Source organism: Streptomyces sp. NPDC026589 (assembly GCF_040638385.1).
GTDB lineage: Bacteria > Actinomycetota > Actinomycetes > Streptomycetales > Streptomycetaceae > Streptomyces.
Genome location: NZ_JBEZYG010000023.1, coordinates 125,487 through 147,235, shown reverse-complemented (window position 1 = coordinate 147,235; position 21,749 = coordinate 125,487). Strand labels below are relative to the sequence as shown.

The 21,749-nt window shown below is 71.3% G+C and carries 13 protein-coding genes; 7 read left to right on the top strand and 6 right to left on the bottom strand.

What is annotated here, in order from left to right; translation table 11 throughout:
* Positions 1-91: 91 nt before the first annotated feature.
* Positions 92-511 (bottom strand): hypothetical protein, encoded by a 420-nt coding sequence (locus AB0F29_RS32045; protein ID WP_361879479.1) that lies wholly within the window; start codon positions 509-511, stop codon positions 92-94.
* Between the two features lie 148 nt (positions 512-659).
* Here AB0F29_RS32045 and AB0F29_RS32040 point away from each other — a divergent pair, with 148 nt between their 5' ends.
* From AB0F29_RS32040 to AB0F29_RS32015, 6 genes are all read left to right on the top strand, one after another.
* A complete protein-coding gene (locus tag AB0F29_RS32040) occupies positions 660-1,004 on the top strand; it encodes a trypco2 family protein (protein ID WP_018957948.1) in 345 nt (114 codons plus the stop codon).
* A gap of 15 nt (positions 1,005-1,019) precedes the next feature.
* A complete protein-coding gene (locus AB0F29_RS32035) occupies positions 1,020-4,463 on the top strand; it encodes an ATP-binding protein (protein WP_361879475.1) in 3,444 nt (1,147 codons plus the stop codon).
* Positions 4,464-4,871: 408 nt separating this feature from the next.
* The gene (locus tag AB0F29_RS32030) at positions 4,872-5,003 is read left to right on the top strand and encodes a hypothetical protein (RefSeq protein WP_018957950.1); all 132 of its coding nucleotides are present in this window, start codon (positions 4,872-4,874) and stop codon (positions 5,001-5,003) included.
* Positions 5,004-5,057: 54 nt separating this feature from the next.
* On the top strand, positions 5,058-5,771 hold the full coding sequence (locus AB0F29_RS32025; protein ID WP_361879491.1) for an SDR family oxidoreductase: 714 nt from the start codon (positions 5,058-5,060) through the stop codon (positions 5,769-5,771).
* A 39-nt stretch (positions 5,772-5,810) separates the two neighbouring features.
* Complete coding sequence (locus AB0F29_RS32020) at positions 5,811-6,074, top strand: nitroreductase/quinone reductase family protein (protein WP_361879472.1); 264 nt, start codon at positions 5,811-5,813, stop codon at positions 6,072-6,074.
* A 165-nt stretch (positions 6,075-6,239) separates the two neighbouring features.
* Positions 6,240-6,596, top strand: coding sequence for a DUF1801 domain-containing protein (locus AB0F29_RS32015; protein WP_032752736.1), 357 nt, complete (start codon positions 6,240-6,242; stop codon positions 6,594-6,596).
* A gap of 554 nt (positions 6,597-7,150) precedes the next feature.
* Here AB0F29_RS32015 and AB0F29_RS32010 read toward each other — a convergent pair.
* The 4 genes from AB0F29_RS32010 to AB0F29_RS31995 form a co-directional block, all read right to left on the bottom strand.
* Positions 7,151-11,230 carry a trypsin-like peptidase domain-containing protein gene (locus AB0F29_RS32010; protein ID WP_361879469.1) on the bottom strand — a complete coding sequence of 1,360 codons (4,080 nt, stop codon included), beginning with the start codon at positions 11,228-11,230 and terminating at the stop codon, positions 7,151-7,153.
* Positions 11,231-11,236: 6 nt separating this feature from the next.
* On the bottom strand, positions 11,237-11,548 hold the full coding sequence (locus AB0F29_RS32005) for a CU044_2847 family protein (RefSeq protein ID WP_361879466.1): 312 nt from the start codon (positions 11,546-11,548) through the stop codon (positions 11,237-11,239).
* Between the two features lie 398 nt (positions 11,549-11,946).
* The gene (locus AB0F29_RS32000; RefSeq protein ID WP_361879463.1) at positions 11,947-13,491 is read right to left on the bottom strand and encodes a hypothetical protein; all 1,545 of its coding nucleotides are present in this window, start codon (positions 13,489-13,491) and stop codon (positions 11,947-11,949) included.
* Positions 13,488-14,120, bottom strand: coding sequence for an ATP-binding cassette domain-containing protein (locus tag AB0F29_RS31995; RefSeq protein ID WP_018957956.1), 633 nt, complete (start codon positions 14,118-14,120; stop codon positions 13,488-13,490). Before AB0F29_RS31995 ends, AB0F29_RS32000 begins: the two co-directional genes overlap by 4 nt.
* Before the next feature lie 372 nt (positions 14,121-14,492).
* Between AB0F29_RS31995 and AB0F29_RS31990 the strand changes: the two genes are divergently transcribed.
* Positions 14,493-14,912, top strand: coding sequence for an FKBP-type peptidyl-prolyl cis-trans isomerase (locus AB0F29_RS31990; protein WP_361879460.1), 420 nt, complete (start codon positions 14,493-14,495; stop codon positions 14,910-14,912).
* 129 nt (positions 14,913-15,041) lie between these two features.
* On the opposite strand, the gene AB0F29_RS31985 is transcribed toward AB0F29_RS31990, so the two are convergent.
* On the bottom strand, positions 15,042-21,743 hold the full coding sequence (locus AB0F29_RS31985) for a beta-ketoacyl synthase N-terminal-like domain-containing protein (RefSeq protein WP_361879457.1): 6,702 nt from the start codon (positions 21,741-21,743) through the stop codon (positions 15,042-15,044).
* Positions 21,744-21,749 lie beyond the last annotated feature (6 nt).

Here is a 21,749-nt window from a genome sequence, read left to right as displayed (position 1 = left end):
CCGCTACGAGAAGACCGCGACCGTCTACCTGGCCGGGCTCCACGTCGCGGCCATCCTCATCTGGTCAGCACGATGATCCGAGAGAAACGGCCTAGCGAAGGCTCGTCGTGGATTTGAGCCACGAACACGGGACGGCGTTGCTTTCCCTTCCGTCCCTGGGGGGCGCCTGTCCCGCCCCTCTCCTCGGCGATGATGAGATGACGGCCTCCGGCTCACCGCGTTCGCCATCAACACCACCGGCACAGCGAACGCCCTGGAACTGCGGCACGACCTTCGCGTCGATGCGGGCGGCTTCCTTGAACTCGGTGTCGATGTGAGTGAAGGCGTCGATCAGGCTGCGGGCGCCGGGGCCGGCGGGCGTGATTCCTGCGCCTACGTCGCGGAACGCCTGAACGGCCGGCTTCAGGGCTACTTTTGTGGGGGTGGTCCCGCAGGCATCGGGTTGATCGACCCTCGTTGCTGCTTCCTGTCCGGCTGGCGGTGGACATTGGCCCTGCTGAAAGGCAGTCATTGACCTGTGTCCCGTGGCGTGGTGGTGGTATGCATGTGGAATCGGCCTCGTAACCCATGGATTCCGGACATCAGGCGCGCACCGTAACTCAGAGGTAGAGGATGTCCGACATGCTTTCGCCGAGACAGCGGTGAGAGGTGGTGTGTGAGTGGACGAGTTGGAACTCCACCGGGCGGTGGGCCTGATCCGGGACGAGCTGGTCCGGGCAGCGGTCGAAGGCGCCGGAGAGCAACTCCGCTTCGAGGTCGGACCCATTGGCATGGAGTTCGCGGTCGAACTGCGCAAGGACGTAGCGGCCAAGGGCGGCTTCCGGGCCTGGGTGGTGTCGGCGGACGTCAGCGCCGGACTGTCGCAGGCCACCACTCACCGCATCAACCTGACCCTCACGCCTGTGTACGGCGACGGGCAGCCGGTCCAGGTCTCTGAGGAGGTGCCCGGCGGCACGGGCGCCGTCGAGGGCGGCAGCCTGTTCCGGTCGCCTGTGTCCGACTGACCTGGTCTCTGCCTGATGGACAAGCGACGGGTGGTGGCTGTCCGGGCCACGTGCGACGGTCGGCCGACCCGGATCAGCTCCGGCTATGTGATCGCGCCCCGTCTGATCCTCACCGCGGCCCACGCCGTGCCGCCCGATGCCCGGGCCGAGGTCCAGCCCCTCCAGGCGCCCGGACTGCTCCCGTGCATGAGCGTCTGGGACGGACGGGGGCGAGGACTGGACGCGGCGCTCCTGGAGGTGCCGGTCCAGCACTGGCCCAGCCGGTTGAGTGACTCGCCCGTGCGGTACGGACGTCTGGTCACCTTTCTGCCGGAAACCGCAGCCACCGCGATCGGCTTCGCGGCGGCCGGGCGGACCGCCGACGCGATCGAGACAACTCAGGTGAGCGGTGTCGTCCAACCCGGGGACGGGATGATCGGCGACCGGTGGCGACTCAGCGCGCATGGTCCGGTCCCCGATGGGCCGGGGGCCTCGGGGTGGCAGGGTATGTCGGGGGCCGCCCTGTGGGCCCGCGGGGTGCTCTGCGGCGTCATCACGGAGGACGCTGCGAACTGGGCCCACGGCAAACTCGATGCGGTCCCGGCACACCGGCTGCTGCAGGACCCGGAGTTCCAGGAGGTACTTCGGAAACGGACCGGACAGACCGCGGTCGTGGAGCCGGTGGAACTGCTGCACCTCAGCGAGTCCCCGGCTCCGCACCGGCTGCCGCGCTCCCCGGCCGAACTGCTGCGGCCGCAGGCGGAGGCGGTCCCCTTCATCGGCCGAACCGCGCTGCTTGACGAGCTCCGGGAATGGTGCAGGGGCGACGGCGTCTCGGTACGGCTCATCGTGGGACCCGGCGGCCAGGGCAAGACACGGCTCGCACGAGAGTTCGCCCGACGGCTCGCGGCCGAGGGGTGGGCAGCCTGCCAGTTCCGGGAGAATGACCCGGTGAGTGCCAGAGGCGGGCGCGGGCTGACAGCCCTCGCAGCGGTCGATCGGCCTCTGCTCATCGTCATGGACTACGCCGATACCCGACCCTCGCTGATCACGGATGTGCTCCGGGTCCTGGAGGAGCGCCTGGTGGACGCTCCGGTCCGCCTCATGCTCATTGCCCGCAGCAGTGGGGAGTGGTGGCAACATTTGCCTGGAAATGGCCCCCGCAGCGCCGCGATTCTCGGCGGAGCCCGCGTGGTCCGGCTGCGGGACGCGGCGCAGGGCGCTACCGAACGACAGCAGTTCTATCGCGCGGCGGTGACCTCGTTGGCGGTGCGGCTCGCTCGACTTCCCGGCCACACGGAGACTGACTGGGAGGCCGCCGGGCGCTCGCTCGCTCCCGGCCCGGAACATTTCGCGGGTGCCTCTTCGGGTTCGGCACTCGTCCTTCAGATGCGGGCACTGACTGACCTGCTGAACGCCGGTACCGGGCAGGGACCCCGCATTTCCGGCACCTCCGACTCGGTGATCGACGTCGAGAGCCTGCTGCTCGACCACGAGGAGGGTTACTGGCGGCGGACAGCGGCACAGTACCCAGCCCTCGCGGACCTCGAAGCCGGTGTGCTTGCCGAGGCAGTAGCGCTTGCGACGCTCACCCGGGTACGGAGCGGGGAGCGGGCCGTGCGGCTGTTGGCCACCGCCCCCGCGCTCGCAGGGCTCGGCGAGCCGGTGCTGACCGCCCTGACCCGCTGGCTGCGCGATCTCTACCCCGACATCAACGAGTCCTACTGGGGTGCGCTGGGACCTGACCGCTTGAGTGAGTACCACGTGGCTCGGCGGGTCCACGTCGGCTCCGATCTCCTGACGGCGCTCCTTCCACGACTGGAGGAATCCGAGGCCGAACACCCGCTCACCGTCCTGGCCCGCGCGGCGGCGCTCCCGGTCCGACTGGACCCCGACCTCGCGGGGAAGATCGACGACCTGGTCCGGACGTTCCCTGAACGAATCGTCGTGCCGGCCGTGACCGTCGCCGTGCGGTCCGAGAATCCCGGCGTGCTGGTGAGCCCCGTCAGCGCAGTAGTGCAACGGGCCGACCTGCCGGTCGAGCTGATGGAGCGGCTCCTCTCCGCCGTCCCGGAGCGCAGTCGACTGCTGGGGGACGAGGCCATCCGGCTCGCCATGCGGCTGCGTGCGATCCGGCGGAACCGGGTGTTGTGGCGGGCTGGCGGGCGCATCGGGCCCGTCCGTGAGCGAGCAGGGTGGGCGGCCGCGGAACACCAGCTTTCCGTAAGGCTGGGCGCGGTACATCGCTGGGAGGAGTCACTCGCGGCGAGCGGTCGCGCGGTGGGAATCTACCGTGCGCTGACCCACAGCTCCCCCGAGGAGTTCCGGAAGGACCTGGTGGACGCACTGAGCTTTCGGTCGACGGCGCTTTCGGAACTGGCCCTCAACCATGACGCGCTCGCCGCGGCGACCGAGGCCGTCACGATGGGCGAACTGCTGGTGGAGGAGGGTGGCGAAGATGTGGGGCATCACCGGCTGCGGCTGGCCGTCGCGCTGAGCAACCGGTCCGTCCCGCTTGCCGCGAAGGGTGAACTGGGGGCGGCGCTCAAGTCCTGCGAGCAGGCGCTCGATCTCCTGACGGGCCTGGCCCGGAACCGGCCCAGCCGTTACGACGAGGTGCTCGGAGAGGTACTCCATAATCTGGCGAACCGTTATGCCGCGGTGTTCACCGCCGTCGACGACGCCGCGAGGGCCAGCGGCCTTGCTGTCCAGGTCAGGCGTCGGCTCGCCCTGGCCGAGCCCGACGCCCATCTGCGGGACCTGCTCGACTCGCTGCACAATTACGCGGCCGATCTGACCGCTGCCAGCGAGCACGTTCGTGCGCTCGAAGTCCTGCAAGAATGCGTCGCGCTCTCTCTCGAACTGGCCGAGGAGCGCAACTCCGTACAACTGGCGCAGCTGGCCCGGGCCCTGTTGGCGCAGGCCTCCGTACTCGACGAGCTGGAGAGGTATTCCGAAGCGCTGTTGTGCAGTGCGCGGGCGGTCCTGTTCTATCGTGCGCTGGCCGACCGGCTGCCCGGCAGATACGAGCCACAGCTGATGAAGGCCCTCAGCGTCAACGCGGTGCTGGGATTGATGGCAGGAACAGGCGCCGCCCGTTACGAGTCCCTCATCGACGAACGCGACCGGCTACGTCGGCGCATCAATGAGAGAGAGCGCGAACGCGAGATGCACCGCACCCGCTGGCAGCGGCGGTGGGAACGGACCGTTCTGGCCTTCCTGTGGGGCGGACACCTGATGGCATCGCTTCCACGGATCCGCGTGGCCATTGACCTGCGCGGGCCCGAGCCCCGGGTCCGGCCCATGGCACGCCTCCGGCTGCGCTGGTACCTCACTGGGGTGAAGCCGGCTGCACTGCCTCAGTCCGGCCGCCCGAATCCAGTGCTACCTCAGGAGCAGCTCGACGACGCCGGGGACCTCCTGCGGGAAGACCCGGTTACGGAGGGGGCCGGGGCAGCGGCAGCCGAGGAGCCGTCGTAGCTTCGCGGTGGGCACCGTGTTGGTGCATCTCCAGAGGCGCGGGGAGCGGGCGGCAGGTCGTTCCATCAGTGCGTGCTCGCCGAGCCGGTTGTTGGACAACTCTCGGAATGAGCACGAAGGCGGGGGTCGGTGACAGTCGCGGCGGACAGGAGTGGATCCGGGTCGATAGACAATCTGTGACGCCTGCGTGATCGGCAGGGAACGGCCCGCCACCGCATGCTGAGCGGATGCTTCAGCCGTGGTGGTCACCCCACGAGGTGACGGCCGCGGCTGGAGCGGCGTGCGTTGCCATCCGGATGGGCTGGAGTTGTTCTAACGGAGGTTGGCGGATACAAATCGCGACAATGCCGACCGTCAGGTCCGTTTGTCGTTCCTGGGCGGTGTCGGCACGGTCTGACCGTACGAGCCATGTCCGGCGACGCCAACGGCGAGGCCGCGTGGTGCAGAGCGGACGAGTACTGCGCCTCCTCCTCGGACTCCGCCGCCGAGGTGGGCAATTCCGTCGTCCTGATGTGCCTGGTGTACAGCTTCCTCGGTTGATGCACCACCGCTTCGGCTCTCTCGCAGGCGGAGTAGGACAACGCGGCCAGTCACATCCGTGCCTACCAGGCCGAAGGCGCCAACGTCGTCATCGTCGGCATCGACGAAAGCAGGGGCCGCGCGCTTGCCGCCGAACTCGGCGCCCGCGCGCTGTACGTCCGCCTCGACGTCACCGACGAGAGCTCCTGGAGCGCTGCCGTCCAGGCCGCCGAGGAGCATTTTGGCCCGCTGTCCGTCCTCGTGAACAACGCCGGCGTGCAGAACCCCGCCGCCCCGATCGAGACCACCGAACGCCGGGTCTGGGACCGCGTCCTCGGCGTCAACGTCACCGGAGCCTTCCTCGGCATCAAGGCAGCTGCCCCCTCGCTGCGCCGAAACGGCGGCGGTGTCATCGTCAACATCGCCTCCACCTCCGGCGTGGTCGGCACCGCGATGTACGCCCCCCACGTAGCGAGCAAGTGGGCACTCCGGGGCCTCACAAAGACGGCCGCCCTGGAACTGGGCCGCGACCGCATCCGCGTCAACGCCATCCACCCCGGCGTGATCGCCACCCCGTTCATCACCGAGCCCGCCGCCGGCAGCGACGCCCCCATCTCGGACTTCTACTCGGCCGAGCCGTTCGCCATCCCCCGTCTGGGAGAGCCCGCGGACATCACCCGAGCCCTGCTCTTCCTCACCTCCGACGAGGCTTCCTTCGCCACCGGCTCGGAGTTCGTCATCGACGGCGGACTTCTCCTCGGCCCCGCCCTCAAGCGCGAATCCGCCTGACCTGCCCGTACTGCCCGGCCTTCACGAAAGGAGCGCCTCATGGACCCAAAGGTGTTCACGGCCATCGAGACATCCACAGCAGCCGGTACCCGCGAGGGCATCATCGATATCACCACGACCGGCCGCCGAACCGGCCGGCCCCGACGGATCGAGATCTTCTTCTACCGTGCCGCCGGCCGCACCCACCTCTGCAGCGGCACCTCCGGCCGTCCAACAAGTTGGTACGCCAACCTCTTGGCCCACCCGGACTTCACCTCTCCCTTACGCCCTCTCTTCCGCATCGGCTATGTACTTCAGCCATGACGTGAAATCGGGGCGCTGGGGCAGGGACGAGCGGGGTAGAGGTGGCCGCCTGGTGAGTGCCTGGTGTCGATCACCGGTGGTGGAGTACCTGAGGGAATGAGGGCACCTGCAATATCGGGCGAACGGACGCAGCTAGAGTTCCTTTCCCGAGAGGAAGGCATGGTCATGGCCACGATCCCCGATCACGACTCCTACATCGCTGCTGCGCCGGAGGCGTTCCGCCCGGTTCTCCACCACCTCCGGGACCTCCTGCGCGGGGCCCTCCCGGATGCGGAGGAGATGGTGGCGTACGGCATGCCGGGGTTCAGGCTTCGTGGCACGGTCGTCGCGAGCTACGCAGCGTTCAGCAAGCAGATCGGGCTGTATTTCCTCGCCTCTGCGATCTCGGATCATGCCGAAACAATCGCAGAAGCGGGCCTCACAGCGAGCAAGACCGGCATCACCTTCCCGCCGCACAAGCCGGTCTCGGACCAACTCGTGACACGGCTTGCAAGCGCATCAAGCAAGCACGTTGACGATTGAGGCCGGCTTCCCTGGCAGGCGTGGGGAGTGGGCCAGGAGGCGGTCCTCGCAGAGTGAGGTTGATTACGCTGGTCAGTGTCGCCGCACGAATCGGTCCCGGTGAGGTTCGGGAGTCGGGTTGGCTGCTGCGATGAGAGGTCCGGCGAATGACCTGTCTGGTCGTCAAGCCGGCGTACACGATGCACTGGCGGCTGGGGGCGCCGGGTGGCCAGCTACCTACGGAGTTGCCCTAACGGAGTTTGGTGGACACGAACGTCGATAACGCGGACCGTCAAGTTCGACTGTCGTTCCTCGCGTGACGAGGCTGCCGCCTGTAGGCGTATGGTCCGGCCGTACCACACATCGGTGGCCGACGAGTTCAGGATGACTCCCTTAGGCCTTGCACCCTGCCCGGCAGCGAGGTTCTGAAAGGAAAGGGCAAGCCTCGCTCTCATCACGCCCGCAAACCGCCATGCCGCCGCAGGGCACAGCGTGGACGGGATTGACCTCGCAGGCCGCTCCGTAGGCGTGCCGCGCCGCGGCCGCACGGCGGGAGGCGCCGGGCGCCGACAGGCTCACCGGCCGACGGTGTAGCGGCCCACATCCCCCAGCGACAGCGCCAGGAGGCCGTGGTCGAGTCCGACGACCAGCCGCTGCGCCACCCATGCGACGGCAAGTGCGGGGTGATGCACGGGAATCTCCTCGACCGGCGACCGGGTCGCCACGTCCCACAGGCGCACGGTCCGGTCACTGCTGGCGGTGGCGAGGAGGTGCCCGCCCTCACCGACCACACTCACTGCGTTGACGGCGCCCGTGTGGTTCGAGAGGTCACCGATGAGTTCACCCCGCTCAGCGTCCCACAGACACACTCCTCCGTGCGCGTGCGCGGTGGCGAGCACGGTCCGCCCGGTCGCTGGCAGCGTGCACATGGCAAGAGTCTCGGTTGCCGCAACCAACTTGTGGCGTTCGCCGGAGACGGCGTCCCACAGCCACACCCCACCATCTTGCCCGTCCGTCGCCGTTGCTACGTATGGTCTTCCAGAGAGTTCCACGGGACACATCGCGTAGATCCCGCTGTGGAAACGAGAGAAGTGCGCGGTCTCGTTGGTGAGTGGGTCCCAAAGCCATGCGGTACCGTCGGCGTGGCCCACGGCCAGGAGCGTTCGGTCTCCGACCCGCACGGAACACATGGTGTAGGCGGGTTTGACGCCCGGTCGCCGGGACAGGGGCAAGGTGTCCGTGGGATCCCACAGCCACACCGTTCCGTCGTCACCGCAGCCGGCGAGGTACGGCCGGTCGAGGTGGCGTAGGGGGCACAGAGCGCGTACCCAGTCGCGGTTGCCCTTCAACGCGCTGACGACGGTGCCGGTGCCGGGATCGCGCAGCTCTGTGACGCCGTCGTCGCCGCCCGCGGCCACCAGCACGCGGTCGCCGTTGTACGCGGGGGAGAGGGCGCGTATCGCGCTCACACGGCTGGCGCGCGGCGCCGCCGGCTCCCACAGCCGCACGGTGTGGTCGGCGCCTCCGCTGGCGAGCAGGTCTCCGCTGTTGGTGCTCAGGACACAGAGGGACTCCACGGAGTCGGAGTGGCCTTGAAGAGTGATGGCGATCTGGCCGGTCTCCGGGTCCAGCAGTCGGACCAGATCGCCGCTCGTGCCGGCGAGTAGCGAGTTCCCCTCGACCTTGATGGCGCGCAGCGTGAAGGCCAGATCCTCACCCGGGAGGGTGCGTACGCACCAGCCGCTGACCGGCTCCCACAACCGAACGGTCTTGTCCGCGCCCAGACTTGCCAGCAGGGTGTGATTCTCCACCTCTACGGCGCACAGGGCGTCGACGGAACTCTCGTGTCCTTCCAGTACGCGCACACGTGCGCCGGTGTCGGGACGCCAGAGAATGATGGAGCCGTCCTCCTCGTCCCCGCCCGACGCCAGGAGGGTTTCGTTGTCGACCACGACTGCGCACACACTTTCGACCCAGCCGCCATGCCCGGAAAGCACAGCGGTGCACTGTCCGACGGATGGATCCCACACGCGGACCGTTCCGTCCGCGCTCGCAGTCGCGAGGCGGGGGCCGTCAGCAGTGTCGAACGCGCACAGATCGCGGATCGAACTCCCGTGGCCGCTGAGATGTCCCGCGGCGCACTGCCCGGTTTCGTTCCACAGCCAGACGTCGCTGTCCGTGGCGACAGCGAGGTACGTCTGCCCGTCGACGATGAGGCCGCACATCGCCCTGATACGGCCGAACTTGGGTGTGAGGCGTCGTACTGTCCGGGCGGTTACGGGGTCCCACAGCCGCACGGTCCCGTCGCCCGAGGCGCTGGCGAGCAAGGTGCGGGACGCGGGGCCGAGGGCACACACGGAGCGGATCTCGGCGCTGTGGCCTTCAAGGACCGCCTCCTCGGCGCGCGGGGCAACTGCCGCCCACTCGGCTCGGTACGGCCCGTTCGCCGCCAGGGGCCCGTAGACCTGTCCGAACCCTTCCTGCGCCTCGGTCACGCTGAAGAGGGCCGCCCGCCGGGCAGGATCGCAGTCGATGGCCTGCGGTGTTCGGCGCAGGAGCTGGGCGAGTTCCCTGGCCGCTTCGGAGAAGGCCGAACCGCTTGCCGGGATGAGGCGCCGCAGATCCGCGTGGAGCGCGAACTCCACCTCCGTGAGCAGTTCGTCGATGACGCGGCCGCGGACGGCGTGCCGGGGAAGGGAGCGCAGCAGGTACGCGGGCGCGCGATCCCAGCCGAGCCGCCGGCCGTAGGCGATGAAGGAGCGAGTGAGGGCCCGCTCGTCGGTCACCGTCAACCCCAGCCGGGCGCGGTTCCGCCGCAGCGCGTCGTCGAGTGCCTGGTGGAAGAGACGGAACACGCCCGTGTTCTGGTCGTTCACGCCGGTCTCGACGAGGAAGTTCGCGGCTGAGGAGCGTGCCAGGGACTGGAGTTGATCCTCGGTGAGGTGGTGGCCCGTGAGTTGTTCCACTGCGGCGCTCCACAAGGGCAGCGGTAGTCCCGGTGCCTCGGCATAGGCCAGGACGCTCAGAGCATCAGCCGCCGGAGCGCTGTCGACGGTCGGCAGCCGTACGAGGTATTCCTGCAGTGCCGCGGCGACTGTGGGTGTGAAGGCGATGTCGGCGGGCGCGACCGCGTAGACGTCGTGCAGGCCGTGAGCGCGCGCGGTGAGACCGGCCACGAGAAAGTTCGCTTCGGCGAGTTCGGCTATGCGGGCAGCTACCGGGCGTGCGGTGCGCTCGTCTCCGTAGGGGTTGTCGGGCCGCTCGTCGCCCAAGAGTTGGAGCGTGGCCATCGTGTACGCGGCGAGGTCCGCTGCGGCGAAGAACTCGGGAGAGTCCAGGTCTATGACGCGGACCGCCGTGCCGAACGGGTCGAGCAAACTGCCGGCGTCGTCCCTGCGGCGGCTGCCGACCAGCACCCTGACGTGGAGATCGGCGCAGGTCTCGGCCAGGGGGATGGCGATGTGCCGCACGATCAGGCGGGCCTGCTGCGCGCTGGTGGCCTCGTCGAGGGCGTCGATGACCACGATGAAGGGCGTGAGCGCGGAGGTGGGCCGCTCGGACAGCGCGGCCCGTAGCACGGAGGCCAGGTCACTCGCGCGCTCGGGCGGTGCTGCCGAGGCCGCAGTGGCGATCTCCTCGGCCACCTCGAGCGCGGTCTTACCCTTGGCGTGAACGGCGCAGGAGACCGAGCCGAGGGGGGCACGCAGGGTGTCGTCGTCCGTCGGAAGCGACTCGGCGATACCGGAATCCGCCGAGGTGACCACACGCCCAAGCACCGCGGACTTGCCCACGCCGGGTGACCCGGTCACCATCAGGACCTTCCGCGGCGCGGCGGTGCGGGTCATCCAGTCGATGATCTCGGTGAGCGCGGCGGTGCGGCCCCGGAACCGGAAGCCCTGTTCGGCGTCCGTGCTCACGCCGCGGGCGCGCGGTTTCCAGTGCCGGCCCGCCTCCGGGTCGTCGTCCAGCGTCCAGCCCCATGCCGCGAGCGCTGTCTCGCCCGCCGCCTCGGCCGACCAGTCGGCGAGCAGCGCGATCTTCTGGTCGGGCAGGTACTTGTCGGCTTGATGGAGCGTCAGGGCGCGGGCGTCACCCGACCCACTGGCTTGCCCGACCAGACCCACGACCGACTGATACGTCGGCGACCACAGAGCGGCGCCGCTGTAGCCGGGCTTGACGGGATACCGCGAGGCCGTGTCGAGTCGCACCCACCCGTAGGCGAGCGACTCACCGACCGTCCCGTCCGACGAATTGCCGAACAGGTCGCCATCGGGGAACCCGAAGGCCCACCACTCCTCGCCTACGAGCGCGGACGGCGTGGGCCGCCGCAGCCGCGCAGCCGGCTCGCCGGAGACCGACTCCGCGAGTACGAGGACGGCCACGTCCTGCGCGCGCCGCTTCGCCGGGGCCTCCGGCGCGCACACGTCCCGCACCCGGAAGCGCCGGTCCATGAACTGGTCCGACTTGGGGAACGCCACCCACAACTCACGAGTTCTCTCCCACGTAGGGCATGCGACATGCGCGCACGTCAGGACCCGGTGGTCGTCGATGAGAAAGCCGGAACCCAGCGCCTTCTCGTCGTGCTCGGAGCCATGTGCTGCGGCCACCCAGGCATCGGTGCCCGGGCGCGGGCCCGAGCCGACAGCGGCGTTCATCTAGGCTCAGGCTCCGTCCGCCGCCGCAGGACGCCACACCATCGACACCTCGAAGTTCGCGTCCGTCGAAGCCTTGGCAACGAACCAGTTGGCCGTCCCGCTGACCTTGATGCCGAATTTCACCTGGACCTCCGCAGGACGGAGCGCCGCGGCTTGGTCGAGTACCGTGCGGGCGGCTTCCACGGCCGGTCGTACTGCTTCGCGGACCTGGCCCACGATCTCCGCAGTGCTCACCTGGTGGAACTCGTCGGTCGGCTCGATCTCGAACCGGACGACCGTCTCGTCGTCCAGCGCGTACGACACCACCTGATCCGCCATTGCGCCCCCTCGATTGATTGAGATCACAGTTTAGGGCCAAGCCAGGCCTCCAGTGGGGTAGTTGGGTGCCCGGGCGGGCGGCGCGGGAACCGGCCCGGACTTTGCCACGCCCCTGAGCCCGGGACCGACCTTCCGGCTCACGCAGGACGCGAAGGGGCCCGCGGCGCCACCGGCCCGGACGGGGACGAGTGGTGACGGTCGACCTCGATGACCGCAGCCACACCCCGGCGCCGCGTCCGGACCGCCCCGCACCCGGTACTGGCACGTCCACCCGCTCACCGAGCGGGAACTGCGCGACCACGTCGTCCGGGACGGGCTCTTCCCCGACGAGCACGCCCAGGCCCTGCTCGTCACCCGATGAAAGGGCCGGCGGCCCGCCTGGGTGCCCGTGCCCGCCACTACACCCGGCTGAGGCGGAAGAAGAGCCCTCTGTGCGCCCAGCCCGTCCGGCGTAGTCCTGTCCAGACGCAGCCGGCGGCGATCCCGACCGCGAGTGCCGTCGCACCGACCGCGGAGGGGAGCGCGGCCATCAGGGCGACGCCCATCGACACGACGACGAACCCGTCGAACTGCCAGGCAACGACACGCAGCCCGGAGAGGTCGCCGAACGGCGTGATGACGGGAAGGAGGAGTTCGAGCGGAAGATCCAGTTTCATCTCGCGCAGGAACCTGGCGCCCAGCGCCATGGCCACCGACCCGGCGACAAGAAGGGCCGTGTCACCCAGATGCCCGCTGTGGCGGTCCCACCGGGCGACGACGGCGAAGCCACCCCCCAGGAAAGCACCGATCGTCACCGCGGCGACGGGCCAGGCCAGCGTGCGGGCAAGGGTTCCACCCCACCGTTCGCCGAACAGCGGAGCCAGGGTCAGCTCATCTCGCAGTCCGCGCCACGTCTCGCCCACCCACCCCGATCCCAGGTACACACACAGGGCCCCCAGCGCCCACAGCCACGGTGCCGGTCCGTGCCCCCGCCCGCCTGCCCCGTGCGTCAGCACAGAGGAGCCGATCAGAAGGAGTGCCGCGCCCGCGCTCGCGCGCCCGGGTGTCCGCAGCGCTCGGATCGCACCCTGCGCAAGATATCCGCGCAGCCGCCCGTCCGGACGGATCAGGGCCGACGCGAAACCGGACGGCTCCGGCCGGTACAGATCCAGCGCGTGATGGAGCGTCCCGGTCCAGGCGTATGTCCGGGCCTGGGCGGCGCGGGCCGACTCGCGGGCGAGCCGGGCGAGGTCGACGGTGCGGATCGCCCGGAGGGCCGCCCGCCCCAAGGCCGCCGCGGTCGCCGCCAGCACTCCGGTGAGGAGCCACAGACCCGTTCCACTGTCCGGCGCCACTCGGCTCACCCCGACGACCACAACTGCCGCGCCGCCGAAGGCGGAAGCCAGCAGGAGATTGTCGCGCAGCGGACGAACCTGGCCCCAGAGCCACGCGAACGCCGCGAGGGCGCTGAGTCCCACCCCGGACGCGAGGCCCTGCACCGCGGAATCGAGGTGGTCGAAGAGATCGGTCGCGAGGTACGAAGCCGCGCAGGCCGACAGCAGTCCGGTCGTACTGACGTACGCCGGTCTGCGCCGGGCGATCGTGCCGAGGTAGCGCGTCGGAGAGATGTCCGTGGACATGAACACGTGCAGCAGGAACGGCTGGACCACCACCGGCCCCCAGAACCGCCCGGCGATCTGGGCCCCCCAGCACACCGCCACCGCGAGCGCGCAGACCCAGGGCGCCGCCTCCGTGAGAGACCCTACGGAGAACGACGCGGGCGAAGTGCTCCGGGCGTGGACCACCGGCACCAGGTAGAACGCGGCGAACAGGGCGACGAGGTAGAGGGTGTACGCGTGCCCCCGCACCGTGCCGCGGTCACCCCGGCGGGCGTAACGCTGCCGCACGGCACGGACGCGGCCCGCGGCGTCGGGCTCGGGTGCCGCGAGAGTGTCCACCGTCATCCCAGCTCCACGAGGCCGTCACGCGCCTCTACCAGGGCGGGCTCATGGGTGGCGACCAGGAAGGCGGTGCCTTTCTCCGCCCGCTCCGTGAGCATGGTCGCCACCAGTTCGACGCGGTCGCCGTCGAGGTGCCGCTCGGGCTCGTCGAGCAGTACCACGTCAGCGGGGCGCACCAACGTCAGTGCGAGGCTGAAGAGTTGAAGCTGGCCGGAGGAGACCTGATGGGGAAACCGCTCGCCCAGCGGGGACAGTCCCAGTCGCTCGATGACCTCTTCGGCGGCTTCGGCGGTCGTCGCGCTGTTGCCGTACCAGGAGGCGGCAACCAGGGTCACCTGCTCGCGCAGTGTCATGTCACGGGCGAACGGGATCGCGTCGACCAAGGAAGCCATGAGGCGCCGGTGCCGCGGCTTGGCCATGTCGGCGGGTTCGCCCCGTACCGAACACGAACCTGCCGTGAGGGTCCGGCTGCCCAGGAAGGCCCGCAGGAGCGTCGTCTTCCCCGACCCGTTGCCGCCGGTGAGGCACCAGATCTCGCCGGGCAGGACCGCGAACGAGGTCGGCTCCAGCAGGGTGACGTCGCCCAGGGTGACCGTGGCGCCCTCGGCCGCGATGATGGGAACAGCGGTCACTTCGCCTCCAGAACCACAAGCGCCTCTCGTGGACGTGCAGTTTATGCGTCGCCCGCGTACGACCCGTCGACGCTGTCACCTCCAGGTCGGCGATCCGTTCCGGCGGTCGTGTCTCCGGCAGTGACGCCCAGGTGGCCATCTCGTGGACCGCGAGGGGTGTGCGGTGGCGACGGCCACGACCTGCGCACCGGTGGAAATGCCGCCGTCAGGGCATGCGCGACGTTCGACGGATCTCGTTGCACCCGCACCACAGGCGGATGGGCGCACCTTGGGCCATGGGCTCTGCCGGTACGGTGATCGCCTGCCGCGTGGAAGGTCCATGCGTCCGGCCGCCCTGTGCGAGGGACGCCGGTGGCGAGCGATGGGACCGTGATGAGCGAACTGACGAAGCCCGGAGTCGAGGTTCCGGAGGGTGAAGCGCCCACCGAGCTGACGATCCGGGACCTCGTGGTGGGAGACGGGCCCGAGGCGAGGCCGGGCCGGGTCGTCCAGGTTCACTATGTAGGGGTCACGTTCGCTTCCGGAAGGGAGTTCGACTCCTCCTGGGAACAGGGCAGGCCGTTCAAGTTCGCCGTGGGCGGTGGCAGGGTCATCAAGGGCTGGGACCGGGGGGTCAGGGGGATGAAGGTCGGCGGCCGCCGCGAGATCATCGTCCCCCCGCGTCTCGGCTACGGCAAGCAGTCGCCCTCCGCGTCGATCCCGGCGGGCTCGACGCTGATCTTCGTCGTCGACCTGCTCACCGTCGTGGGCGGGCCCACCGTGGCCGGGTCCGGCCCGACCGGCTCGGCCTGACGTGATGTTCCCGAGGCGCCGCGTCCCGTTCCGCGACAGCCGGTGGGCCGGTGGCAGGGACACGCCCTAGTCCGCCCGGCGGCCGGCGGCTGGTCCTTGCACGGGGACGCGCCCCGTCAGCGTGAACCACTACGCCGGACCGGACCCGGCGGGCGCTCCCGGCACCACCCGCATGCCCAGTCCCCGCACCCGGTAGATGCACCGGTCGTCGCCCCACAGCGACGCGTCAGCCACGGCGTAGGGGCCCCGTGCGTCCGTGCCGCTCTCCACGATGTCCATGTCCACCCGGATCAGCCGGTTGGCCGGGGTGATCTGGCCGCGGTACGTCCAGGTCGCCTCACGGCCCGGCAGCACCGGTTGGAAGCGGGGGGCGACGAGTCCGTCGGCCACGCCCTGCTCCAGCAGGTGGTACTGGAGCAGTTGGCACATGGCCTCGATCCCCAACGAGCCGGGCTGCACGGGGTCCTGGAAGAAGTGGGCCCGGAAGAACCAGGCGTCCGGGCGGACATCCTTCTCCGACCGCAACCGGCCGAGCCCGGCGCTTCCGCCGTCCGGCCAGTGGCCCGTGATCCGGTCCAGCATCAGCAACATCTCGCCCGGCAGGCGCGGTTCGCCGGCGCAGTACCGGGCGGGGCGGGAGGTCAGATCGACCACGCGTTCGCAGGGCTCGTCGAGGCGGGCCCGGTCCTCGGCCGAAGTCGTCAGCCCCTGCTGGCCGTCGAAGGCCGACCGGGGGAAGTAGCCGAAGACCGTGGAGAGTTCGAAGAGGGGCGCGTCGTCGGCCGTGCACTTCACCCGGAACGACTCGATGATCATGTCCCCGCTGCGCGAGACGCGGGTCAGTTCGGCCCTGGTGCGGACCGTACGCGTCGCCGGGGTGACCTCGCCGGTGACCGTTCCCGACCCGTCGAGATTGCGGAACAGCAGGTCCATCTCGCTGGTCGTCGCGCTGCCGATGTACGAGGCGAGCCACCCGCAGGGCTGGAGCGCCGCCTCCATGAGGACGGCGAACGGCATGGCGCGGCCGCCGTTCTGCTCGAAATACCACGCCCGGTCCGGCACGTCGTACTCGGCGACGACGACGCTGCCCTCGCCCATTCCGCCCTGCGGACCGTCCACCGACACGATCCGGCTCATGAAGTGATAGGGCGGGCCAGGAAGCCGCGCCACCCTGCGGGTGCCGTCGAAGGGCTCGTACATGGTCCCGAACGCCTCGCTCGGCCTGCCCCAGGCGCACGCCAGCAACGAGGCCTGGTCAAAGGCGAACCCGTCGGCCGCCACCGCCACCGGCTGCTCCTCCCCATGCCCGGTCAGCCCGCCGAGACGGGGCAGCGGCACCGGGTTCCCGCCGGTCTGCACGGTGGGCGGACCCGAGTGCCGCCAGTGCGACAGCGGCCAGTCGGGGACCAGCCGGAGGGCCATGTCGGTGCCCAGGAACGCCTTCCGTCCGTCCACCGAGCCGAGGACGTCGGCGTGGAGCGTCGGCACCGGCCCGGCCGAGACGCCCCGTACGAACACCTCGTACACGACCCTCCGGTTCTCCGGGGTCGCCTGGCCCCGGCACATGGCCCTGGAGGGGTGCTCGTCGACCGTCTCGAAGCGCCAGCCGTCCCGGTCGACGGTGAAGCCCATGGCCGTCAGGTAGAACGCCATCGCCTGGAGGCCGCCCTGCAGCATCAGGGTGCCCGGCATGCAGGGGTCGTTCTTGAAATGGCCGGTGAAGAACCAGTCGTCCGGGGACAACGCGGTCTCGGCCCGCAGGTACCCGCGGCCCCACGGCCCTCCGGCCGGTTCGAACGCGGTGACCTCGTCCAGCAGGCGCAGCCGTTCCTCGTCGAGCCCGGGCGAACGGACGTGAGCCGCCGTCGCCTCCCAGCCGGGCCCGAAACAGTCCCCGGGCCGCCCCAGGGCCAGGGCTCGCACCCGGTCGGCGTCGAAGCGGGTCCGTTCGCAGCGCACGGCCGGCGGGTCGAGCGGCAGGTCCTCCCCGGGTGCGCGGTCGGCGGGATCCCAGCGCACTCCTCCGCTGCCGGCGAGCTCCGCGGGGGTGAAGAACCCCGCCTGTCCCTCGCGGACACTGAGCCGCAGCGCGCCGTCCACGTAGCAGTCGTAGTGGAAGAAGGCCAGCCGGACGCCGTCCGCCTCCGCGTGACCGTCCAGATGGATCTCGAAACGCAGGGTGTCACCGGGGCGCGGTGGGCCCCCGTGGAAGATCACCTCGCAGCCGAGCAGCCGGTACGCGCGCTCGCCCCGGTTCAGCAGGTCGACGCCCAGCCAGCTGAGCAGGAGCAGGTCGGCCTGGCCCGCCTCGATCAGCACGCCGGCCGGCACCCGTCCCGTCGCATCCAGGTACCAGCTGTCGGGCAGGACATCCGTCTCCGTCCAGATCCTCCCGTCCGTACGGACCGGGCCCGGCAGGACCAGCGCGGCCGGCACCGCGTCGATGCCGGTGACCCGGTCGGCGAGCAGCATGGGCGGCCCGGGCATCCGGGTCTGTACCGCGTAGCCGTCCTGCTCGGCGAAGAGCGGACCGAACAGCGTGGAGATCTCGCGGGAGGCGAGGTGCTCCAGTTGGGTCCGGTCGAACGTCGGCCCGGGCCGCTGAGCCTGCCCGGGCCGCTGAGCCGGCGCCGGCTTCGGCTCCGGAGGCCCCACGGGCGCTGGAGCCGTGGAGGGCCGGGGCGGGGGAAGCGGTCGTACGGGTACGGGCTGCTGCTGCCCGGATCCAGCCGTCAGCGCCCCGACGGCGAGCGCAGACACGCGCAGGAACCGCCGGTGGGATTCGGCGTGCGCGGCCATGACCTCCTGGTGCAGCGCGGCGACCCGCAGGCTCTGCCGGGCGACCACGCCCCCGACCCCCGCCGCCCCCGGCTCACGGGTGTCGTCGGCGATCAACCGGGGCCGCTGTACCGGTGCGGCGGGGGAGGGCACGGCGGGAGCAGCGGGAGTGGAGAAGCGCCCGGGTCCCTCGGACGCGGGGGCGGAGAAGCGCCCGGTCTCCGCGTGCGCCGCGGCGACCACGTGGCCGGGGTCCCGGTCCGGCGAGGCGGGCGGACCGAGGGTGGTCTCCGGTACCGGGGCGAGTTCCGGTGCCCGGGGCAGAACGGTCACGGCGCGCTCCAGGGGCGGCAGGCACGGAGAGGACGGTACGGGAACGGCGACGGTGGGGCCGGGCCGCGGCAGGCCGGTCGCGGCCCCGGCGAGCCGGGCGAGCAACGCGTCGGCCCGCACCGGCACCCCGGCGACGACGAGTTCGCCCACCGCGTGACACAGGTGCCGCAGGCTCGTGTCGCCCGGAGTGTCCAGCGCGACGGCCACGTGCTCCCGGTCGCCGAGCACCCGTTTGATCCAGCCGGTGCACAGCCGTCGCGGGCCGTGCTCCACGAAGACCCGGACACCGTCCGCCCACGCCTGTTCGATCGTGGCCGCGAAGTCGATCGTGCCGAGCCCCTGCGCGGTGAGCGCCTCGGCGGCCCGCTCGGACGTCGGCCGGTACGCGCGGCCGGAGGCCCCGCTGTAGAAGCGAACGCCGGGCACCTCGACCGTGGGGCGGCGGTGGGCCTCGTGCCACACCTCCCGGACCTCCGCCAACTCCGGTGCGTGGGCGGCCATGTCGTAGTCCAGCTCGATCGCCCGGTCGACGCCGATCCTGGCCACGACGGCAGAGCACGCCCCGGACTCGCCGCCGATGACGCAGACCCCGGGCGCGTTCACCGCCATCAGGTGGACCGCCCGCTCCCCGGCGAGCTCCGCGCGAACTGCCGCCAGGGGCGCGGCGACCAGATGGCTCGACCACCGGTCGCCAGGGATGCCCCGCTGTCGCCAGTAGCGCCGGACCGCCCGCAGCTCGCCCGCGAGTTCCGTGGTGAACAGACCGCTGTCCCGGGTCGCTTCATAGAGCCCCGAGGCGTCCGGCCAGGCCCCCAGCGCGACCAGCGCCGTCGACTCGCCCGAGGAGTATCCAATCGCGGCGTCCGGCCGCAGTCCGAGCACCTCGCGGCTGAACACGGTGTGCAGCGCGGCCAGTTCGGCGACGGCCCAGATCTGGCCGAGGACCCCGGGCTCCGTCCCGGACCGCAGGCGCGCCCCCACCACTCCGTGCTGCTCCCGGACCCGCTCGCCCAGCGACGGCAACGCGAGGGTCAGCTCATGGCCCATCCCCGGATACGCGGCCGAGCCGTTCGTGTACACGAAAGCGGTCTGCCCGACGACCGGCGAGTCCCGGTACGACACGTCCGCCGGGCGGGCCCCGCCCTCCGTCAGCCAGCGACGGGCCGCTTCCCCGCGCTCCTGCCACGTGGTGTCGCCGTCGACCACGAAGGCCAGCCGGGCCGGGCCTGCCGAGGACTCCGTACCGGCCTCCAGCGCTGCCAGCACCGCCCGGCGGTCGGTCCCGGAGTAGACGTGCAGGCGCGGGGCGGGGCCCCGCAGCCACGGCCGGGCGTCCCCCGCGCGCAGCCGTACGCCGACGGCGGGCCCCTCCAACGGCGTGACCACGGCCCGCGCGGTGTGGGCGACGGCCGCGGTGTCCGCCGGTCCGCCCGGACGGGGTACCGCGCGGTGCTGGAGCGAGAGTGCCGCGACAGCGACGGAGACCAGCCCCGACGCGGCATGAGCACGCCCGAAGGAGGCCGCCGGATCGAAGACCGCGTCGGGGCCGTCGCCGATGACCATGTCGGGTTCGCCGGTGGCCTCTTCGTCCAGCAGGGCCACGACGCTGTCGCCGTCCCCGCGCGCGGCGTCCAGGGACTTGAGGACCAGGACGACGGCCGCGTCCCCGGGCTCCTCGTCGCGGCCGAGATCCCGCAGGGCGGCCCGGTGAACCGCCTCGCAGGACAGGTCGGTGGCGCCGACGAGGGCGGCGTCGGCCTCCCCCGACCGAATGGCCCGAGCCGCGATCCCCAGCGCCACCAGCCCGGACGCCTCCTCCGCCGACACCGTGAACCCGGGTCCTGCCAGGTCGAGTTGGGTGCTGATGCGGTTGGCCGCGAGGTTCGGCATGCTGCCCACCACGCCCTCCGCCGTCATGGCCGGGGTGAACGCCTCCCGGGCGAGGTCCGCCGACGCCGGGTCCACCGGCGTCGCCGACTGCTCCAGCCAGTGCGGAATCCGCCAGCGCGCCCCCGCGCGGGCCACCTCCGGGTCCACCCCCGTACCCACGACCACCATGGTCCGCTCGCGGGGCAGGCTCACCGTCCGGGCGGCCTCCCGGGCGGCCTCCAGCACCAGGAGCTGATGACGTACGGTCCGCTCCAGCGCCAGCGGCGGGAAGCACAGGTCCGTCAGCTCCACGGCGATCTCCGCGACGGGGCCCCGCCGTTCGCCGCCCAGCACCGCGCGGCGGAAGTCCTCCAGCGACGTCCCCTCGCCGACCCGGGCTCCGACGGCGACGATCGCCACCGTCGTACGGCCGCCCGGCGCGGCGGATGCCGGAGCCGGGTCCGGGGCCTTCGCTGCCGGTCCGGCGGGCCGCGTGCCGCCCGTCGACCGGGGCACGGTGGGCGGGGGAGGGCAGTCCGGCGCGTCGACGATCAGATGGGCGTTGGTTCCGCCGAACCCGAAGGCGCTGACCGCCGCCCTGCGCGGCCCCACCCACTCCTCGGCCGCGGCCAGCACCCGCAACGGCGTGCCCGTCAGTACGTCGAGCGGTCGTCCGGCGCCGAGCGTCGCCGGGCGCACCCCCGCCCGCATCGCGCCGAGCACCTTCAGCAGTCCCGCCACACCCGCGGAGGCCAGCAGATGCCCGACGTTCGACTTCGCCGAACCGATGGGAACGTCGTCACCGGCCCCGAAGACCCGGGCCATGGAGCGCGCCTCCACCGCGTCCCCGACCGGCGTCCCCGTGGCGTGGCACTCGATGAGCGACACCGACTCGGGAGCGACGCCCGCCCTCTCGTACGCCAGGCGCACGGCCCGTACCTGGCCCTCCTCCGACGGGCTGATCAACCCGGAACCACGCCCGTCGTTGGACAGCCCCACACCGCGGATCACACCGAGCACGGGCAGGCCGGCGGCGTGGGCGTCGGCCAGCCGTGTCAGGGCGACGAACCCCGCGCCCTCGCCGTGCACCAGCCCGTCCGCGTCCCGGTGGAAGGGCCGGCTGCGCCCCGTGCGGCTGGTCGCGGACAGCGCGCAGAACCCCACGTGCAGGTAGAGGGGGTCGGGGCGGCTGACCGCACCGGCCACCATGAGATCCGCCGTGCCGTCGTGCAGCCGGTCGCACGCCAGCTTGATCGCGTACAACGAGGACGCACAGGCGGCGTCGAGGGACCACCCCCCCGCACCGAGCCCGAGCGCGCGGGCCGCGAGCCGGGCGGGCAGCCCGGAGGAGAAGCGGTTGCGGGCATCGGGGCGGGTCCGCCACTCACCCGCCGGCAGGGCGTCACGGAGCGAGGGGCGTTGCGCGGACAGCCATACGTGTTCGGCGAAGGCCGCCCCGGCGGGCGTGGGGTACGACAGGTTGCCCAGCACCAGACCTCCGCGCGGCAGCGGGCCCGCGTGTCCCGCCTCGGCGAGCGCCTGCCGCACCCCGTACAGGACCCAGTGGAAGAGCGGGTCCAGTGGTGCGATCCGCTCCGGGGCGAGGCGGAAGCCGGCCGGGTCGAAGACGGACTCGAACCCGTGGACGTAACCGCCGACGTCCGTCCACGTGCGGTCGAGGTGATCCTCCACCGAACCCATGGCCCACCGGCGCGGCAGCCGCCACCGGCCCTCCGGGGCGGCCGACAGGCTCGTGCGGCCGGCGGCGATGTTCTCCCAGAACGTGTCCGGGTCCAGCGCGCCGGGCAGCACACAGCCCCGGCCGACGACGGCGATCGGTTCGAAACGCATACGGGT